This is a genomic window from Bacillus sp. WMMC1349, from assembly GCF_013155385.1.
Taxonomy (GTDB): Bacteria; Bacillota; Bacilli; order Bacillales; family Bacillaceae; genus Bacillus.
In genome coordinates, this window is record NZ_JABJUQ010000008.1 from 54,597 (window position 1) to 68,271 (window position 13,675).

General features: G+C 36.9%; 20 protein-coding genes. 3 read left to right on the plus strand and 17 right to left on the minus strand.

Annotated elements, in window-relative coordinates; all coding sequences use genetic code 11:
- Positions 1-2: 2 nt before the first annotated feature.
- The 3 genes from HOO54_RS23515 to HOO54_RS23525 all read right to left on the minus strand — a co-directional run bounded on the left by HOO54_RS23515 (position 3) and on the right by HOO54_RS23525 (position 1,718).
- The gene (locus tag HOO54_RS23515; protein WP_172292242.1) at positions 3-662 is read right to left on the minus strand and encodes an ERF family protein; all 660 of its coding nucleotides are present in this window, start codon (positions 660-662) and stop codon (positions 3-5) included.
- On the minus strand, positions 662-1,243 hold the full coding sequence (locus HOO54_RS23520) for a host-nuclease inhibitor Gam family protein (protein ID WP_172292240.1): 582 nt from the start codon (positions 1,241-1,243) through the stop codon (positions 662-664). Before HOO54_RS23520 ends, HOO54_RS23515 begins: the two co-directional genes overlap by 1 nt.
- 205 nt (positions 1,244-1,448) lie before the next feature.
- Complete coding sequence (locus HOO54_RS23525; protein WP_172292238.1) at positions 1,449-1,718, minus strand: YqaH family protein; 270 nt, start codon at positions 1,716-1,718, stop codon at positions 1,449-1,451.
- A 50-nt stretch (positions 1,719-1,768) separates the two neighbouring features.
- Here HOO54_RS23525 and HOO54_RS23530 point away from each other — a divergent pair, with 50 nt between their 5' ends.
- The gene (locus HOO54_RS23530) at positions 1,769-2,149 is read left to right on the plus strand and encodes a DUF2513 domain-containing protein (protein ID WP_172292236.1); all 381 of its coding nucleotides are present in this window, start codon (positions 1,769-1,771) and stop codon (positions 2,147-2,149) included.
- On the opposite strand, the gene HOO54_RS23535 is transcribed toward HOO54_RS23530, so the two are convergent.
- The 5 genes from HOO54_RS23535 to HOO54_RS23550 form a co-directional block, all read right to left on the minus strand.
- Positions 2,146-2,394, minus strand: coding sequence for a hypothetical protein (locus HOO54_RS23535; RefSeq protein ID WP_172292234.1), 249 nt, complete (start codon positions 2,392-2,394; stop codon positions 2,146-2,148). The genes HOO54_RS23530 and HOO54_RS23535 overlap by 4 nt on opposite strands.
- A gap of 145 nt (positions 2,395-2,539) precedes the next feature.
- Positions 2,540-3,196 (minus strand): hypothetical protein, encoded by a 657-nt coding sequence (locus HOO54_RS23540; protein WP_216664702.1) that lies wholly within the window; start codon positions 3,194-3,196, stop codon positions 2,540-2,542.
- Positions 3,196-4,011: a phage antirepressor KilAC domain-containing protein gene (locus HOO54_RS23545; RefSeq protein ID WP_172292232.1), complete on the minus strand. Its 816-nt coding sequence runs from the start codon at positions 4,009-4,011 to the stop codon at positions 3,196-3,198. Before HOO54_RS23545 ends, HOO54_RS23540 begins: the two co-directional genes overlap by 1 nt.
- Positions 4,012-4,146, minus strand: coding sequence for a hypothetical protein (locus HOO54_RS24850; RefSeq protein ID WP_301539265.1), 135 nt, complete (start codon positions 4,144-4,146; stop codon positions 4,012-4,014). It abuts the gene before it with no gap.
- Positions 4,146-4,391, minus strand: coding sequence for a helix-turn-helix transcriptional regulator (locus tag HOO54_RS23550; RefSeq protein WP_172292230.1), 246 nt, complete (start codon positions 4,389-4,391; stop codon positions 4,146-4,148). The genes HOO54_RS24850 and HOO54_RS23550 overlap by 1 nt, the downstream gene beginning before the upstream one ends.
- Positions 4,392-4,553: 162 nt before the next feature.
- Between HOO54_RS23550 and HOO54_RS23555 the strand changes: the two genes are divergently transcribed.
- On the plus strand, positions 4,554-5,216 hold the full coding sequence (locus HOO54_RS23555; protein WP_172292228.1) for a LexA family protein: 663 nt from the start codon (positions 4,554-4,556) through the stop codon (positions 5,214-5,216).
- 81 nt (positions 5,217-5,297) lie between these two features.
- Positions 5,298-6,710 carry a recombinase family protein gene (locus HOO54_RS23560; protein ID WP_172292226.1) on the plus strand — a complete coding sequence of 471 codons (1,413 nt, stop codon included), beginning with the start codon at positions 5,298-5,300 and terminating at the stop codon, positions 6,708-6,710.
- Between the two features lie 35 nt (positions 6,711-6,745).
- Here HOO54_RS23560 and HOO54_RS23565 read toward each other — a convergent pair whose 3' ends face one another.
- From HOO54_RS23565 to HOO54_RS23605, 9 genes are read right to left on the minus strand one after another with little or no spacing between them, the layout of a single operon-like run.
- Positions 6,746-7,159, minus strand: coding sequence for an HK97-gp10 family putative phage morphogenesis protein (locus HOO54_RS23565; protein WP_172299801.1), 414 nt, complete (start codon positions 7,157-7,159; stop codon positions 6,746-6,748).
- Positions 7,149-7,466 carry a phage head closure protein gene (locus tag HOO54_RS23570; RefSeq protein WP_172299803.1) on the minus strand — a complete coding sequence of 106 codons (318 nt, stop codon included), beginning with the start codon at positions 7,464-7,466 and terminating at the stop codon, positions 7,149-7,151. Before HOO54_RS23570 ends, HOO54_RS23565 begins: the two co-directional genes overlap by 11 nt.
- Positions 7,456-7,758, minus strand: a complete 303-nt coding sequence (locus tag HOO54_RS23575; protein ID WP_172292200.1) for a head-tail connector protein — start codon at positions 7,756-7,758, stop codon at positions 7,456-7,458. The genes HOO54_RS23570 and HOO54_RS23575 overlap by 11 nt, the downstream gene beginning before the upstream one ends.
- 28 nt (positions 7,759-7,786) lie before the next feature.
- Positions 7,787-9,067, minus strand: a complete 1,281-nt coding sequence (locus HOO54_RS23580; protein ID WP_253907589.1) for a phage major capsid protein — start codon at positions 9,065-9,067, stop codon at positions 7,787-7,789.
- A 39-nt stretch (positions 9,068-9,106) separates the two neighbouring features.
- Positions 9,107-9,832 (minus strand): head maturation protease, ClpP-related, encoded by a 726-nt coding sequence (locus HOO54_RS23585; protein ID WP_172292198.1) that lies wholly within the window; start codon positions 9,830-9,832, stop codon positions 9,107-9,109.
- On the minus strand, positions 9,783-11,087 hold the full coding sequence (locus HOO54_RS23590; protein WP_172292196.1) for a phage portal protein: 1,305 nt from the start codon (positions 11,085-11,087) through the stop codon (positions 9,783-9,785). The genes HOO54_RS23585 and HOO54_RS23590 overlap by 50 nt, the downstream gene beginning before the upstream one ends.
- Positions 11,088-11,276 carry a DUF1056 family protein gene (locus tag HOO54_RS23595; protein ID WP_172292194.1) on the minus strand — a complete coding sequence of 63 codons (189 nt, stop codon included), beginning with the start codon at positions 11,274-11,276 and terminating at the stop codon, positions 11,088-11,090. It abuts the gene before it with no gap.
- An 11-nt stretch (positions 11,277-11,287) separates the two neighbouring features.
- Positions 11,288-12,997 carry a terminase large subunit gene (locus tag HOO54_RS23600; protein ID WP_172292192.1) on the minus strand — a complete coding sequence of 570 codons (1,710 nt, stop codon included), beginning with the start codon at positions 12,995-12,997 and terminating at the stop codon, positions 11,288-11,290.
- Positions 12,994-13,512, minus strand: coding sequence for a phage terminase small subunit P27 family (locus HOO54_RS23605; RefSeq protein WP_172292190.1), 519 nt, complete (start codon positions 13,510-13,512; stop codon positions 12,994-12,996). Before HOO54_RS23605 ends, HOO54_RS23600 begins: the two co-directional genes overlap by 4 nt.
- Positions 13,513-13,675: the final 163 nt, after the last annotated feature.

Genomic DNA, 13,675 nt, shown 5'->3' on the forward strand with positions numbered 1-13,675 from the left:
TGTTATGCTAATTCTTTCTCTGCTTTAGCCACCCATCTTTTAAGTAGATAGATACAATGGTCAGCTTGCCCTTTATTGATTTTGTTAATATCTTTGATGTCAAGAGCTGTTATAACGGTCTTCACATCGCCTTGTCCACGCAATTCAATATAATGTTGAGCAAGGGATTGAATTTCATCCTTTTGCTCCTGTGTGATCATTTCAGGTGGTTTTGTCGCTTCTACTTTTTGTTGAAATGCGTCTGGATCGTCTTTATCTGTCGGAATGTTGAATTGTTTCAAAAGAAAATATTTTTCAGCGTATGTCAAAGCCTTACCGACTCCCTTTTCTCCTGCTATATCAACACCCTGTGCATAAAAAGGGACAGTCAACGTTTCTTCGGGATTTTCTGCATTCACCCAAATAAATTCAAGGTCTAATTCTGTGAAATATGTCGTTTTCTTTTTCTGATTGCCGTACTTATCTTTACTTTCAACTGTTTCTGTTAAGATGCGTTTGTCTACAATTTTCGGAATCAGTAAAAGCGTTTGTTTGTCTAATTCATCTCTGATAGCGCCTAAAACCTGACTTGATCCGACATATTCGTACTGGTTTCCTTTGTTTTCTTTTTGGAGATACGGGATCGCCTTTCTGACCTCGATCAGCTTTTGATAAATATTCATTATTCGTTCACCTCGACTGTGAATTTATCTTCCCTATCAACCACTGTCACACCTGAAATAATCTCGCCATCTGCGTCTATTAGCTTGTCCCCGAAAACTGAAGATTTCTTTTTAATGGATGCCCAATCAACGTCTTTTTTAATTTTGACTAACCCTTTTGTTTCCGCGTATTTCAACAAGTCGGTTTCATTACGTTGATATTCCGGCTGCTGCTTGGTAAGCTTAATTTTTCCATACGGTAGATTGATTGACTTATATGGCTTTTTGCCACTTTCAATCTGCCTTCTGACTTCTTCCCGCATGTATCGCTCTAGTCTATGGATATAGAAGTTTTCACGCTCGACATATGGTTTTTTAGACTCATCACGCCAAAACTCAACCCGTTCAATTTGAGTTCTGAGGCGTTCAAGCTGCTTTTCAGCCACTGCATCTATTTCTGATTGTTTCCCTTTAAAGTAAGTGATGCGCCGTTGTGCTTCGGCTGCTGATTCTAGGTCAGTCACCTCAAACACTTCATAATCCTTTTCCTCTTCTTCGACCTGATCGATTAACACTTGTTCTGTTTCTGGAAGACTACTCATTAATTTGTTTCCTCCCTTGATTTTTCAAAAAATATTCGATATGCTTTAAATATTCTTTCTTAAAAAATCACTTCCCTAAAGTTCACTTGGCAGAGTGAACTTTTTTAATTGTCTTCCTCTTCGTTGTCTTTCTCTTTTTCATACTTCAAATATTCCAACGGATAACCGTAACGGTTGATTTCTGTAATGATTGGATGCTCGATATTCATTGATACGCCCTCCTTACAGTTGAAACGTCTATCCCTTTACTTAAGAGTTGGGACGCTATTTCATGCAGCTGAACAACTTGTTCTGGATGCTCCATCCGTTTAAGATCCTTACAATGGGCAATCATCGACCCTGCTATTTCAATACACCCTTCATAATCTCCGTCCTCAATAGCATCTGGTAACAGTTCAGTGATTAGAAAATCCATTGATTTGATTAGCCTTTCAGCTCTTTCCTGATCAGACTTTAGAAATCGATTTAAATTCATGCTTATCCTCCTCTTTGGTATAATGTTCCTGTAAGATAGGGGGTGAAACTATGAAACTTGATCACGATTGTGTAAGAGAAATCCTTCTTGAATTAGAAGAAAAACTTACATTGAACGACCAGCTAAATACTAGCGAGGTAAGAGAACTTCAAACCGTTCAAAAGTTTGGAGAAGAAACCTCGTTTTACGCTATTTTAAAGCTAATTGATGCCAATTTTATCGAAGGTAAAGCAATACGATCTGATGATTCACTAAGTGGCTTAATCCTAGGTCATTTGACCTGGGATGGCCATGTATTTCTTGATAACATAAGAGAGACATCAATATGGGAAGCTACTAAAGAAAAAACAAAAGGTCTTGCAAGTATTTCAGTGTCGTTAATGGCTGGAATTGCACAAGATTATTTAAAACAAAGGCTCGGTTTAAATTAATATTGTTTTCCTTCAGTCCAACCATGCTCATTAAGAAATCTAATAAGATCATTTATAAACTGTGTATATTTTTCTGTAGAATAATCATTACTGTTAAAAGTCAGTTCAAGATTGAGCTGGCTTTCTTTAGCATCACCCATGGAAAAAGCATTTCTATTTTTTATTTCAAACCCTTTAATCCAGACAGCTGCCCAGGCCTTACCTTTTTCTAATGTAACTGGCATTTGATATTTCATATTAGCCATTTATTCTCTCTCCTTTAACTTTTAGATATGCTTCTTCACAAAAGCCTGATAAATCTTCATAAAACGTTCTGCCTCGCTTAGAGCAAGCCATTCTTTTGTTTTGATCTTCACTTTACCCACCTCCTTTTAGTTGGTCAGTAATGACCTAATCTACTGGCTGTATATATCTCGGACGCTTCTTTATCACTCTCTGCACTTCACCAGTTGTATTGTTAACCAATACTTGCTTTCCTCTGTGATCAGTCCCCATTGTGTAAGTATCAATCCCCTTTTCCTCAGCAAACTCTTCTAACAAACCTTTTTGTCCTTCTGCTCTTCGTAAGGCACTGACTGTTGATAGCGATTCGATCATAAATGATGTAATATCCGAGTTTTGATAATCTGAAATAAAGTCAAATACTTCTCGTTCTGTTCCAATGCAATTGTCTAGTCCCTTTTCTTCAATAACTCGCATTGTGTAAAAATAGTCTTTCATTTCATATTTATCACCGTCATAATGCTTTTCGACCGGGAACATCTGCATCAATTCCCTTGGCGTTAACCAACCTATCATTGTATTGATAGAGCCAATAATGTGAAATCTCGTTAGTACGTCTTCATATGTTTCAGGCATGTCCTCACTATTAATCATTTTTAAACCACTAAAGACAACTCTTTTGAGGGTCTCTCTTTCAATAGATCCCTGGCTTTCGCATTGTGCCAATCCTTCGTATAGCTCATTTAAAAATATTTTTCGATAGATCGAATAATAATCCACCTTTTCCTTTTGAATACCATCTATAACCTGCAATTGATTTGACATTATGAAACCGCCTCTTCTTTCGTTAGAAACTTATTGATGAAATATACTTGACCCTTGCCAGTGACTTTAGGTGTCTTACTGATACTGATATGACCATCTGAATGTGTTATAGATGTTTCCTTAATTTCGAACAATCCACTTTCCATGCTCTTTTGAGTTGGCATGTTGTAATCTGTCCCTTTTCGCTTTATTAAATATCCGTTGTCTCTTAACCATGCGAAAAATCGTTTCTGTCCCGTTTCAATTCCATTCTGTTTTAATAGTTTTGCAAGCTCCCCCACCAAAATAGATGTACTGGATGCTGACACACTATCCGCAAACAGAACTTTAGGTTTGTTTTGCTCAATTTGCTTTTTTAGTTGATTGTTCTGATTTCGCAAATCTAGCACCATTGCTTGCTTTACTTCATCACTGAAACTAGGAAAATAGTTTTTAATGAATTGTTCTTCGTTACCTTTATTAACGTATCCGCCCGTTTTTCTAATTATAGGTAGCACTTCAGAGGTTACCCATCGTTTAAATTTTTTTGCCTTCTCTTTAATTTCTCGATTGTTCCCTTGTTTTGCAGCTCCAAATATTAAATCGTATAAACCTGATTCATTTACGAACTTTTTCTTTTGTTTTCTTCCTATTCTGTCGATGACTCCGTGGACCGCGGAGTCATCTTCCTCAACATGGTTTTGAATTGCATTATGTGGTTTCGAAAAGCTTAATGCTTTAGCAATTTCCTTTGCTCCAAACCACTCAACTCCATCCACTATCATTACAGGTAAATCTCCAAAAATTTTATGATTAAACGTTTGTAATTCATTCATTTATGAAATCTCCTTTTTTTGTTTTGCCTTTCGTTCTTTAATAATTGAATGCATGCTCGGTCTTATCTCTTGAACAAATGTAATAGCATACTTTCCGCTAAGAACAATTGATTCAACTGATTTGTTTTTTTTCATTAAGAAACATCCCTCTCTATATCTAACATTTTGTTAGGTTTTAGTTTAAAAAAAATGATTTCTGAAAAGTCACACCCAAATACATCAGCTAGTGCCACACCTTCTTCTATCTCCATCTTTTGCGGATTTCTCTCCCACGAAGAGTAAGTAGTTCTATGAATACCTAAGGCTTTAGCTACATCGTCTTGAGTTAAATTTAAACGCGCCCTCCATTCTTTTGGAGTTCTTGCAATTTTATATTCCAATTTACCTCACCTCCTCACACGTTAATAATATCTAACATTTTATTAGATGTCAACGATTTTTACACCATTTTTATATATTTGCGTTGTTTTTTCTAACTGTATGTTTGCTATAGCTAACATTTTGTTTTATAATAACAACATAAATAACAAGGAGGTGAAAAAATGGGGAAAAAAATAAACTTCGCCAAAAACATAGCAAGGATTAGAACAGAGTTAGGACTTTCTAAAGCTGAATTCGGAAAGCGACTTGGCTTTTCTGATGTCACAATAGGGTATTGGGAGCGAGGGGAACGAACTCCCAAGACAGGTACAATTGAAACGCTAGCAAGAAAACTAGGAGTTAGCACAGCCGAATTGATTTTTGACAATGTGGGCGAACAAAATACGCATAGTAGTATTGTTCCGATGACAGAGACAGTTCCTATATATGGATCTATTCCTGCAGGTTGCCCTAAATGGGCAGATGACAATATCATAGGTAGCCTTCCAATCCCTGATAAATTAATTAAAATGTATGGTTTGGAAAACCTCGTATCTTTGAAAATCGAAGGAGATAGCATGAACAAAATAGTGCCTAATGGTTTTTATGCTGTTATAGATACTAAAACTAAAGAAGTTGCAAACGGTGATATTGTAGCTGTCCGTATCAATGGTTATGAAACAACACTGAAAAGATTTTACCAAACAAACAACAGCATTATTCTTGAGCCAGACTCATACAATCCTGAACAAAAACCTTTTATTTTTGATTGCACCAATCCTTTTGAATGTCCTGAAATTACAATAACGGGAAAATACGTATGGAGTTGTGCGCCGATTGATTAATTCATAATTTACCAACGCGGGAGACTACCCGCTCTTCTTTTACAACCAAAAGAACATACATTCTGATAAAGGAGAATAAGGATGAAATGTGTGATATATACAAGGGTCTCTACTGATCTACAAGCAGAAGAAGGAATATCATTAGATCTGCAAAAAGAAAGATTGGAGCAATATGCTCTTTCTCAAGGGTGGGAAATAAAAGAAGTATATACTGATGAAGGATTTTCTGCTAAAAATACAGAGCGACCAGCTTTTCAAAAAATGCTTAATGACATGAAATCGAAAACTTTTGACATAATTTTGGTTTATCGCTTAGACCGCTTCACTCGTTCAGTTGTAGATTTATACGAAATACTAAAACAGATGGATAGGTATAATGTGAAATTCAAATCATCTATGGAGATATTTGACACAACCACCGCTACTGGGCGAATGTTTATAACATTAGTAGCCACTTTAGCACAATGGGAAAGAGAAACAATTTCAGAACGTGTCAAAGATGCTATGAAAAAGCGTGCTGAAGAAGGAAAATTTAATGGTGGGAAAGTTCCTTATGGTTATAGATTAAAAAATGGAGAATTAGTTACACATAAAGAAGAAGCTAAACTTGTAAAGTTAATATTTGAACGCTCCATATCTCTAGGAGCCGGTGCATTATCGCGATACCTAAATAAAAATGGATTTAGAACAAGAAGTGGTTCATTATTTCAACGTGCAGGAATATTAAGCATAATAAACAACCCGATCTATATTGGAAAAATACGCTGGGGAGAAGAGGTTTATACTGATATCGCGCAAAAAAGCTTTGAACAAATCATTTCTTTAGAATTATGGGAACAAGTCCATAAATCGATGGATATAAGAAAAAAGAACAATACTAAATCATACCGGAAATACACATATTTATTTAGTGGTGTTTTTAAATGTGCTCGTTGTGGTAATCCACTTATGGGTTCTCCTAAATACCGAAAAGATGGTAGCGTTAGATACGGTTATAAATGCAAGGGACATTACTCATTAGGAATATGCGATCTCCCGCAATTTGGACAAGATTCACTGGAAAAAACATTCTTAAACTTGTTAAAACTAACTGGTTTTAAAGACAAATTAGAAACAGATGAGACAAAAGATGATATGGGTAATATAAAGAAAAAAGTAAATGAATTAGATGCAAAGAAAAAGCGTGCAAAAGAACTTTATATTGAAGGTGACTTAACAAAGAAAGAATATCGAGAAATGTTAGAGAATTATTCAAATATGCAATCAAAACTTTTACAAAAAATCAAAACTGATTCTGAATCTGTAACACTTGAAGAGCTTGCCCTTTTCATTGAAAATATTCAAAGTGAATGGGTTAATTTAGATGACATTGAAAAGAAATCAGCTATCAACGCAGTATTTGATTACGTAAAAGTTGATGTAAAAACTTTCTCTAAACCATCTCGATATTCTCAACCAGCAGAGATTATCATTACTGAATATAAGTTAAATTAATCGTGATTTTCTGACCATAACGGAGTAGTAAAGACCTATTCTACTACATTCACTAGCTTGTACCCTCTTTTAATTACGCTTGCCATCGCTTGTAACATTCTTTCATTTGCGCTTCTCATACTTCGCTGAATAAATGGATTAGCTGGCTGATGAATGGTTCCGAATTCCGGTAAGTGAACACGGAATTTTGTGTCTTTAGTAGGTCCAACAACAGCATAGATTTCACCATCCAAATCCTTTCGAGTACGGTTTCCAACAATAATATCCTCATCAATATGGGGATGACTGCCCCCAATATCAGATCGAGGTGCATTTTTATCTATTTCTTTGGCAAGAATAGCACCCCCGGCTTTTACGGCTGCTTTATTGATTGACTCATCTTTCCTTGCAAGGTCAGTTAAATATGAATCTAATTCTTTAAAGCCCTGCATCTCCATTTCAAATTCCATTATTCCACCGCCTTGCCCTTATTGTGGTGAAATGTTTCCGAGAATAGTTCGGCAAAATTGATTCAATCTCGTATGGTTGATCTTGAAAAAGAATTCGCATATGTTCGTTAAGATCTTCACGGTGACGAATTGTAAATTTTATAGTTTTTTCTTTCTGAACAGCTGCCGCTGCATAATACTCTCGGCCTTTTAATCCCTCAGCTTTGGCCCAGCATTCCACAACAGTTTCATACTTACCTTCCACAGGGAGGCGCCCGCCCTCTTTTTTCTGTTGAAATTCAATCCGATACCGCATGTCATTCAACATTGGAACCAGTCTCCGAAACCGTATATTTTAATTGATTGATCATCATCGTTAGCACCCCATCAAGGTTTGAAGTTGTGCCAGCTACTTCCCTGTTTTCATACCAATGCGTTACAAATGCTTTTACACACATATCAGCTCGTGCTGAATGATTTGGGAACTTTAAACCAGTTGCAGCTGTAATATATTCCTTCGCCGAAGCGATAAATCCCAGGATTAAATCATCTTCCAAATCACCATCAACCCTGAGAAATTTTTTCGCTTCTTTAAGTTCTTTTTGCTCAATTTCTGTCATTGGGCATCACCTAGCTTTCATTCACCTATTATTTGTTCTCACCAGAACCGGGATTTGGAACCCCATTGTCTGGAGTTGCATCTTTGATTGATGAAAACTCTGCAAACACAACAGCATCAGTATCCCAAAGAACAACATCTTCACGTTCAATGATTCGCATATCTGTAGAATTACGATAGAATGCTTTACCGCCAACATTTGTCGTTAAAATGGAATATTGCTGACGGTCAAATAGTTTAACAGCTTCTTTAAGATCACCGACAATCAACGGATATTTTGGCGCTGCTTTTGTACCACCGTTTGGCAAATATTTATCAGATATAACGGACACAGGCTTTCCGAATAAAAGTTTTTTAGTCGGATCTGTTGGATTAGGCTGTAGTAAGTACCGGCCAAAAGCATCCTTCAATTTATCCAAAACATTAAATCCTGATTGATTTGTAATAAAAGAGGTTGTGGCGTTGATAGCTGGATCAAGCTTGACGTTCAAAATATCTTTAATATCGTCTTGCTTTGAAACTGCTGTTTTTACGAGTGTTCCTAATTGCTTAATAATCAACGTATTACGCGTAACAGCTGATTTCTTAGCGAGCCAATTGGTCAAATATTGAAGAAGCGCTTCTTGTGTATCTGAAAGCAAATCATTAGAAAGAACCAAAATTCCTGCATAATCTTTAATGTTATATTTAATGTTTTCAAATTTAGGATTCTCTAGTTCCGTAATATCCGCTAATTCTTCAAGGTTTGCTAATGGAGTGATATCTGCTAGTTTTTCAAGCACTCGTGAACCTTTATTTGTAGATACCGGAATGACATCAACGAGATTAGCCAGTGTATCAAATTGTCTACGTTTTTCGTTGATCTTCGTTGAAATATCTTGCGGAACAACAAGACCGCCATCTTCATCCACACCTTCTTTCATTGCGGAAAGAGGTTTCGGTATTGTTCCAGATTTAAGAGCTGACGCAAAAAGCTGAACATGGTTCTTTACTTCCGTTTTGGCGATATCATCTGTTGGCTGTTGACCAGTTGCTACTGAATCTTGTGATGTCTGCTCCTGTTCATAAGGGACTTGCATATTTCGGACTTCTTCATATGTCTGGATCTGCTCTTTTATTTGTTGAGCTTCAGAAAGTAGTTTTTTAGCTTCATCAATTTTCCCTTTGTCTGTCAATGCTTCAATTTCTGTACGCTTTTCTGCTAGCGTTTGGCGTAACTCCCGTTCTTTTTTAGACATTCCACCTCCAGCAAAAAATTGAATATCTAGTTTCAATAAAAAATTTTTTTGTTTTAATAGTTTCGGTTTCAAATTCTTGTCCTCCTTAAAAGTGGCATTAAAAAAGAACCCTTAAAGATTTAAGAGTTCAAGTTTCATATCAATTTTTTGTTTTTGTAATTCATCCAATCCTGCTTCTTCAGCCGAATTTTCAGCAACTGTTTTAGCAACTATCTTTCCTGGCACATGTTTAAAGTGTGCCAAAATTTGATGATCAATACAGGCTGCTACATCCTTTGATTCTGAGACCTCATCAATCAAACCATAATGTAATGCTTCATCAGCTGTCAGCCACGTTTCTTCATCAAGTAATTGATGTAAAGTAACATCATCCAGCTTGTCACCAGCTTTATCAAGGTATGTCGAAACAATACTTTCTGTGATCTTGTCAAGATCATCGGCAGCCTTTCGAAATTCTGTTGCATTCCCGACCATTCCCATGTAAGGATTATGAATCATCATCATGGCGTTACTTGGCATTGTAATGTTATCCCCCGCCATTGCAATAACTGAGGCAATACTTCCAGCCAGTGCATCCACATAAACATTAATTTTAGCTTTATGACGTTTAAGCATTGAATGAATCGCTTGGCCCTCAAAGACATCTCCTCCAGGTGAATTAATGTACAAATCAATAGAGCTTACATCACCTAAACTTTTCAATTCTGACTGAAAAACTTTAGAAGAACTCTCACTAAACCATCCTTCACCCGTTATTGAGCCATAAAGTGTGATTTCAGCAGTAGAATCATTCAGAATCTTCATGTTCCAATACTTGTTTTTCTTCTTCGTTGCCATCACCCCCCTTCTGTTCATCAGATGTCCCTTTTACTTTGTTCAATTGATATTCTTTCATAATTGAAAGAGGAACAAGATTTAAATTCCCATAATGCTCATCCCCAATATCTCCAATTCCGGTCATGTCCTCTTTTTGAAGGATTGTGTTTACGCTAAAAGCGCCAACACTTTGCATCGTTTTATAAAACTCAGCACGAGATTTACTATCTCCACGAAGTTCTGATTCTAGGTTAAATTTAAAGTAATAACCACTTTTTAACTGGTTTTCTGTCAATATTTTATCGTTCAATTCTTGTTCTATATTTGTCACTAAAGGTTGTAACGTCGTTTTGACATAATCCAATGATTGTTGTTCGATATTAGAGAAAGTGGCTCGATCAAGTTCACCTATTTTATGTGGTGGTACCTTATAAATAGATGCGATCTGCTGACGGTTCCATTTCATGGACTCAATAAATTGAGCATCCTTCATCGGCATGGTTACTTGTGAATAGTCGAGACCAGCGTCTAGGACTGCAATAGACTGACCCGCATTTACACGCTCCCAGTCTTCTCTCACAATTTTTTTACTTTCTCTATCTAATAGAGTTGGTGCTTTGACAACGCCAAACGGAGCGCCACCATTTTTATAAAATTTTGCATTGAATTTTGTGGCAGCTCGATTTGATCCGATATTGTCACGAATAACTGAAATCGGAGTTTGTCCCACAATTCCATCAAGAGAAAGGTTTTTAAAATGCAGAACTTCTTCATAAAAAAACTCACGATATTTGCTGTCAATCGTGGTTGAATACCAAACCCGACCGTTATTAGGGTCAATATTTGTATTTGTTGCCTCAGGGTTTAAAGGTCTGATTCCAGTCACATTTCCGTCTTTATCAAAAAGCAAAAGATTGTAACTGTTCCCCCAAGTACAAAGCCTTGTGACCAAAAGCCTTTTCCAAATAAAACTTGTCATATAATCATTGACTTTGTTCAGAATCATCTCACTAATATCATTTTGGACTTGTTTGATATTGCCGTTTTTATTCTGAAAAAGTTTGATTGGCAGTTTCGCGATATCATCCGCCAAAACTATGACACATGCATAAACATCGGGATGAAGAACAGCTGTTTTTGATGATACTCTTTCACCTGATGAGGTTTCAGTGCCAGCAAAAATATTTCTAAACCAATTGGCTGGATGAAGAAGGGAGCCGCTATCCTCTTCTGCGATTTCATTCTTGACCCCGCCCTTTAAACGGCTTAATAGCATCTAATCCCCTCCTTCCTCCTTACGCTGCCTATCTACACCTAACAAGCCAGCAAGAGAAAATAAAAAAACACCGGTCGCAATCAAACCCGCGTTGATATTTATTCGATATATGGCAGTAGAAATGAATATCATCCCTATAATAAGTAAGATATCATCTATAAACGGCTGCATACTTTTTATAAATTTCATATTCCCACCTCCTACAGGCTGAAAGATCCTGACTTGATATAAGCATTTAAGTCAATCGTCATATCAATTTGAGATGCTCTCACATGTGCATTAATAAGGGCTGCAGCAGGGTCAATCCGTTGTGTTGACTTTGATTTGTCCAGCATGATATTTTCTTGAGCATCTACTTTTGTAACAGCATTACCCATCGCCCATGTCAGTAGATCGTTTTTATTATGGATGATGTTTTTCGCCTTTACTTTTTCGCGAAAGTCTTTTGTAGGCTCTGAAAGTGTGGCAACTCCCTGCCTAATTTCAATCATCACATATCCGTCAGCCTCCATCTGTTGAGCAAACTGTGTCGCATTATATGGATCGTAACCGATTTCTTTAATTTTCCATCCTTTCTCTTTCTCCATTTTCTTGATATAAGCTCTGATATAGTCATAATCAACTACAGCACCATCAGTAACGGTTAACCAGTTCCTCTCCCTCCACAAGTCATAAGGGACATGATCTGTCTTCATACGTTCATAGAATGTATCTTCAGGCATAAAACCATGACTTTCTACAGCAAAGCTCCCATCATCTAACGGAAAAATAAAAGATACGGCTGTCAGGTCAATTCGTTTTGATAAGTCAATTCCAACATAGCACTCCCGGCCGGATAGATCAGGAAAATGATCAGATCCACAATCTTTCCAAGCTTGCATGTCCATGTAGCCATTTTCACGCATGTTAACCCAGATATTCATATTCTTAGTCAGAAAGTTCCTCATTTTCTCTGGTACAGCCAAGGCAACTTCCAACTCTCCACGCAGATAATTAAGTCCATGTTCATTTTTAGCAACAATAGGATTGGCTTTGATCCAGTTCTGCTCATCCTTAATGTCATCACCTTTGTCTAATTCATTAACCATCACAAAATACTGCTCATTTGTTTCTACTTTATTTGGATCTAAAATGCGTGACACGTAATCATATTCAACGCGGTAGGCAGGGTTATTTAATTCAAAACCGGCAGTCGTAATAATGACCATTAACGGCTGATTTCGTGCAGCCATACCAGAAACAAGTACATCATATATTTCAGATGTTTTATGTGCGTGATATTCGTCTATAATTCCGCACTGAGGATTGAACCCATCTCCTGTTTTCCCTGCATCTTTAGAGAGTGCCTCAATTTTAGATTGTGTTTTTGGATGTTCAATTTTCCCGTAGGCAATCCTATATTTTTGCTCAGGTTTATTTAATAGCTCACACTGAAGAATCTGTGCTTTGATCTCATTCCAACATATTTTTGCTTGCTCAGTTTTCGTTGCCCCAATGTAGACCTCTGACATATTTTCATCATTTGCCATAGCTTCATAAGAAGCAACACAAGCTAAACTTTGTGTTTTCGCGTTCTTACGTCCAACTTGCCAATATACTTTTGTGAATCTGCGATACCTTGTTTCTTTGTGAACCCACCCATACACATTGCCAAAAATAAAAATTTGGATTGGTTCGGGGACAATATTTTCTCCTGCGAGAGGTCCTTTTGTATGCTTAAACTGAGTCATCCAATAAAGAAACCGTCTAGCTTTCTCGTCATCAAATATATAAGGGAACTCCCTTGTTCCTTCTCTCTTAATGTCATTTAAAAAGCGATGACAAGCCCAAATATGTTTTTGACACGCCACAATCTCACCCGATATCACATCGCGCGAGTAGTCAATCATAAACTGTTTAATTGTATTCATACATTACCAAACTCCTTTTCCGCTGCCGTCTTTTCTCGTTCTTCCTGAGTTTTGGTGATGGCTAGTTTTGCACGTGCAGACGGTGTAAGGCCAAAATGGTTGGCCGCAGATATCATCTGATCATAATAATTTTTCTCGCGTTTAAGAAGGGGATGTTCTTCACCAACCGACTTGATGGGCTGACCATTTTCATTACACCCTTCTGTGTTTATCATGATGCCATCTTCATCAATTTTTTTTGTAATAGAAATATATCGAGAGTAAATCTTACAATAGGTGGCCAACATGTTGATATCCGCCTCTGTGATGAGATCCACTTCAGACAATAAAGCAGCAACCCGTTTAAATTCTTTTTTAGCTACCTTATCATCCAACCATGAAGGAGGCTTAATATTTTCAGTACGCATTTTCATTTGTTTTTCATATTTAGCTCTGGTGGCTAATTCCTCAGTATTCTTTTTATTCGGATTACCCTGTATTAGTTGAAGAGCTGCAGATTTTGCGGGTCTCGGCATGTTTTTCACCTCATTTCGTTAAAAAAATCTTCTTTTTTCGCTTGTTTTTTCCGTCAAACATGCTATGATGAAACTAACAATCAAATCGTTTATATCAAGCCCTCTTGGCAAATCGCCGAGAGGGTATTTTGTATTTTTCGGGAACTTTGAAAAGCGGTGTTTG

Bases quoted from the DNA above. Each gene is read 5' to 3' on its own strand.
- HOO54_RS23535 (WP_172292234.1), bottom strand. From the start codon at position 2,394: ATGGCTAATATGAAATATCAAATGCCAGTTACATTAGAAAAAGGTAAG.
- HOO54_RS23570 (WP_172299803.1), bottom strand. From the start codon at position 7,466: ATGTTGAATGACATGCGGTATCGGATTGAATTTCAACAGAAAAAAGAG.
- HOO54_RS23545 (WP_172292232.1), bottom strand. From the start codon at position 4,011: ATGAATGAATTACAAACGTTTAATCATAAAATTTTTGGAGATTTACCT.
- HOO54_RS23540 (WP_216664702.1), bottom strand. From the start codon at position 3,196: ATGTCAAATCAATTGCAGGTTATAGATGGTATTCAAAAGGAAAAGGTG.
- HOO54_RS23525 (WP_172292238.1), bottom strand. From the start codon at position 1,718: ATGAATTTAAATCGATTTCTAAAGTCTGATCAGGAAAGAGCTGAAAGG.
- HOO54_RS23560 (WP_172292226.1), top strand. From the start codon at position 5,298: ATGAAATGTGTGATATATACAAGGGTCTCTACTGATCTACAAGCAGAA.
- HOO54_RS23565 (WP_172299801.1), bottom strand. From the start codon at position 7,159: ATGGAATTTGAAATGGAGATGCAGGGCTTTAAAGAATTAGATTCATAT.
- HOO54_RS23520 (WP_172292240.1), bottom strand. From the start codon at position 1,243: ATGAGTAGTCTTCCAGAAACAGAACAAGTGTTAATCGATCAGGTCGAA.
- HOO54_RS23555 (WP_172292228.1), top strand. From the start codon at position 4,554: ATGGGGAAAAAAATAAACTTCGCCAAAAACATAGCAAGGATTAGAACA.
- HOO54_RS23590 (WP_172292196.1), bottom strand. From the start codon at position 11,087: ATGCTATTAAGCCGTTTAAAGGGCGGGGTCAAGAATGAAATCGCAGAA.
- HOO54_RS23595 (WP_172292194.1), bottom strand. From the start codon at position 11,276: ATGAAATTTATAAAAAGTATGCAGCCGTTTATAGATGATATCTTACTT.
- HOO54_RS23585 (WP_172292198.1), bottom strand. From the start codon at position 9,832: ATGGCAACGAAGAAGAAAAACAAGTATTGGAACATGAAGATTCTGAAT.
- HOO54_RS23575 (WP_172292200.1), bottom strand. From the start codon at position 7,758: ATGACAGAAATTGAGCAAAAAGAACTTAAAGAAGCGAAAAAATTTCTC.
- HOO54_RS23530 (WP_172292236.1), top strand. From the start codon at position 1,769: ATGAAACTTGATCACGATTGTGTAAGAGAAATCCTTCTTGAATTAGAA.
- HOO54_RS23515 (WP_172292242.1), bottom strand. From the start codon at position 662: ATGAATATTTATCAAAAGCTGATCGAGGTCAGAAAGGCGATCCCGTAT.
- HOO54_RS23605 (WP_172292190.1), bottom strand. From the start codon at position 13,512: ATGCCGAGACCCGCAAAATCTGCAGCTCTTCAACTAATACAGGGTAAT.
- HOO54_RS23600 (WP_172292192.1), bottom strand. From the start codon at position 12,997: ATGAATACAATTAAACAGTTTATGATTGACTACTCGCGCGATGTGATA.
- HOO54_RS24850 (WP_301539265.1), bottom strand. From the start codon at position 4,146: ATGAAAAAAAACAAATCAGTTGAATCAATTGTTCTTAGCGGAAAGTAT.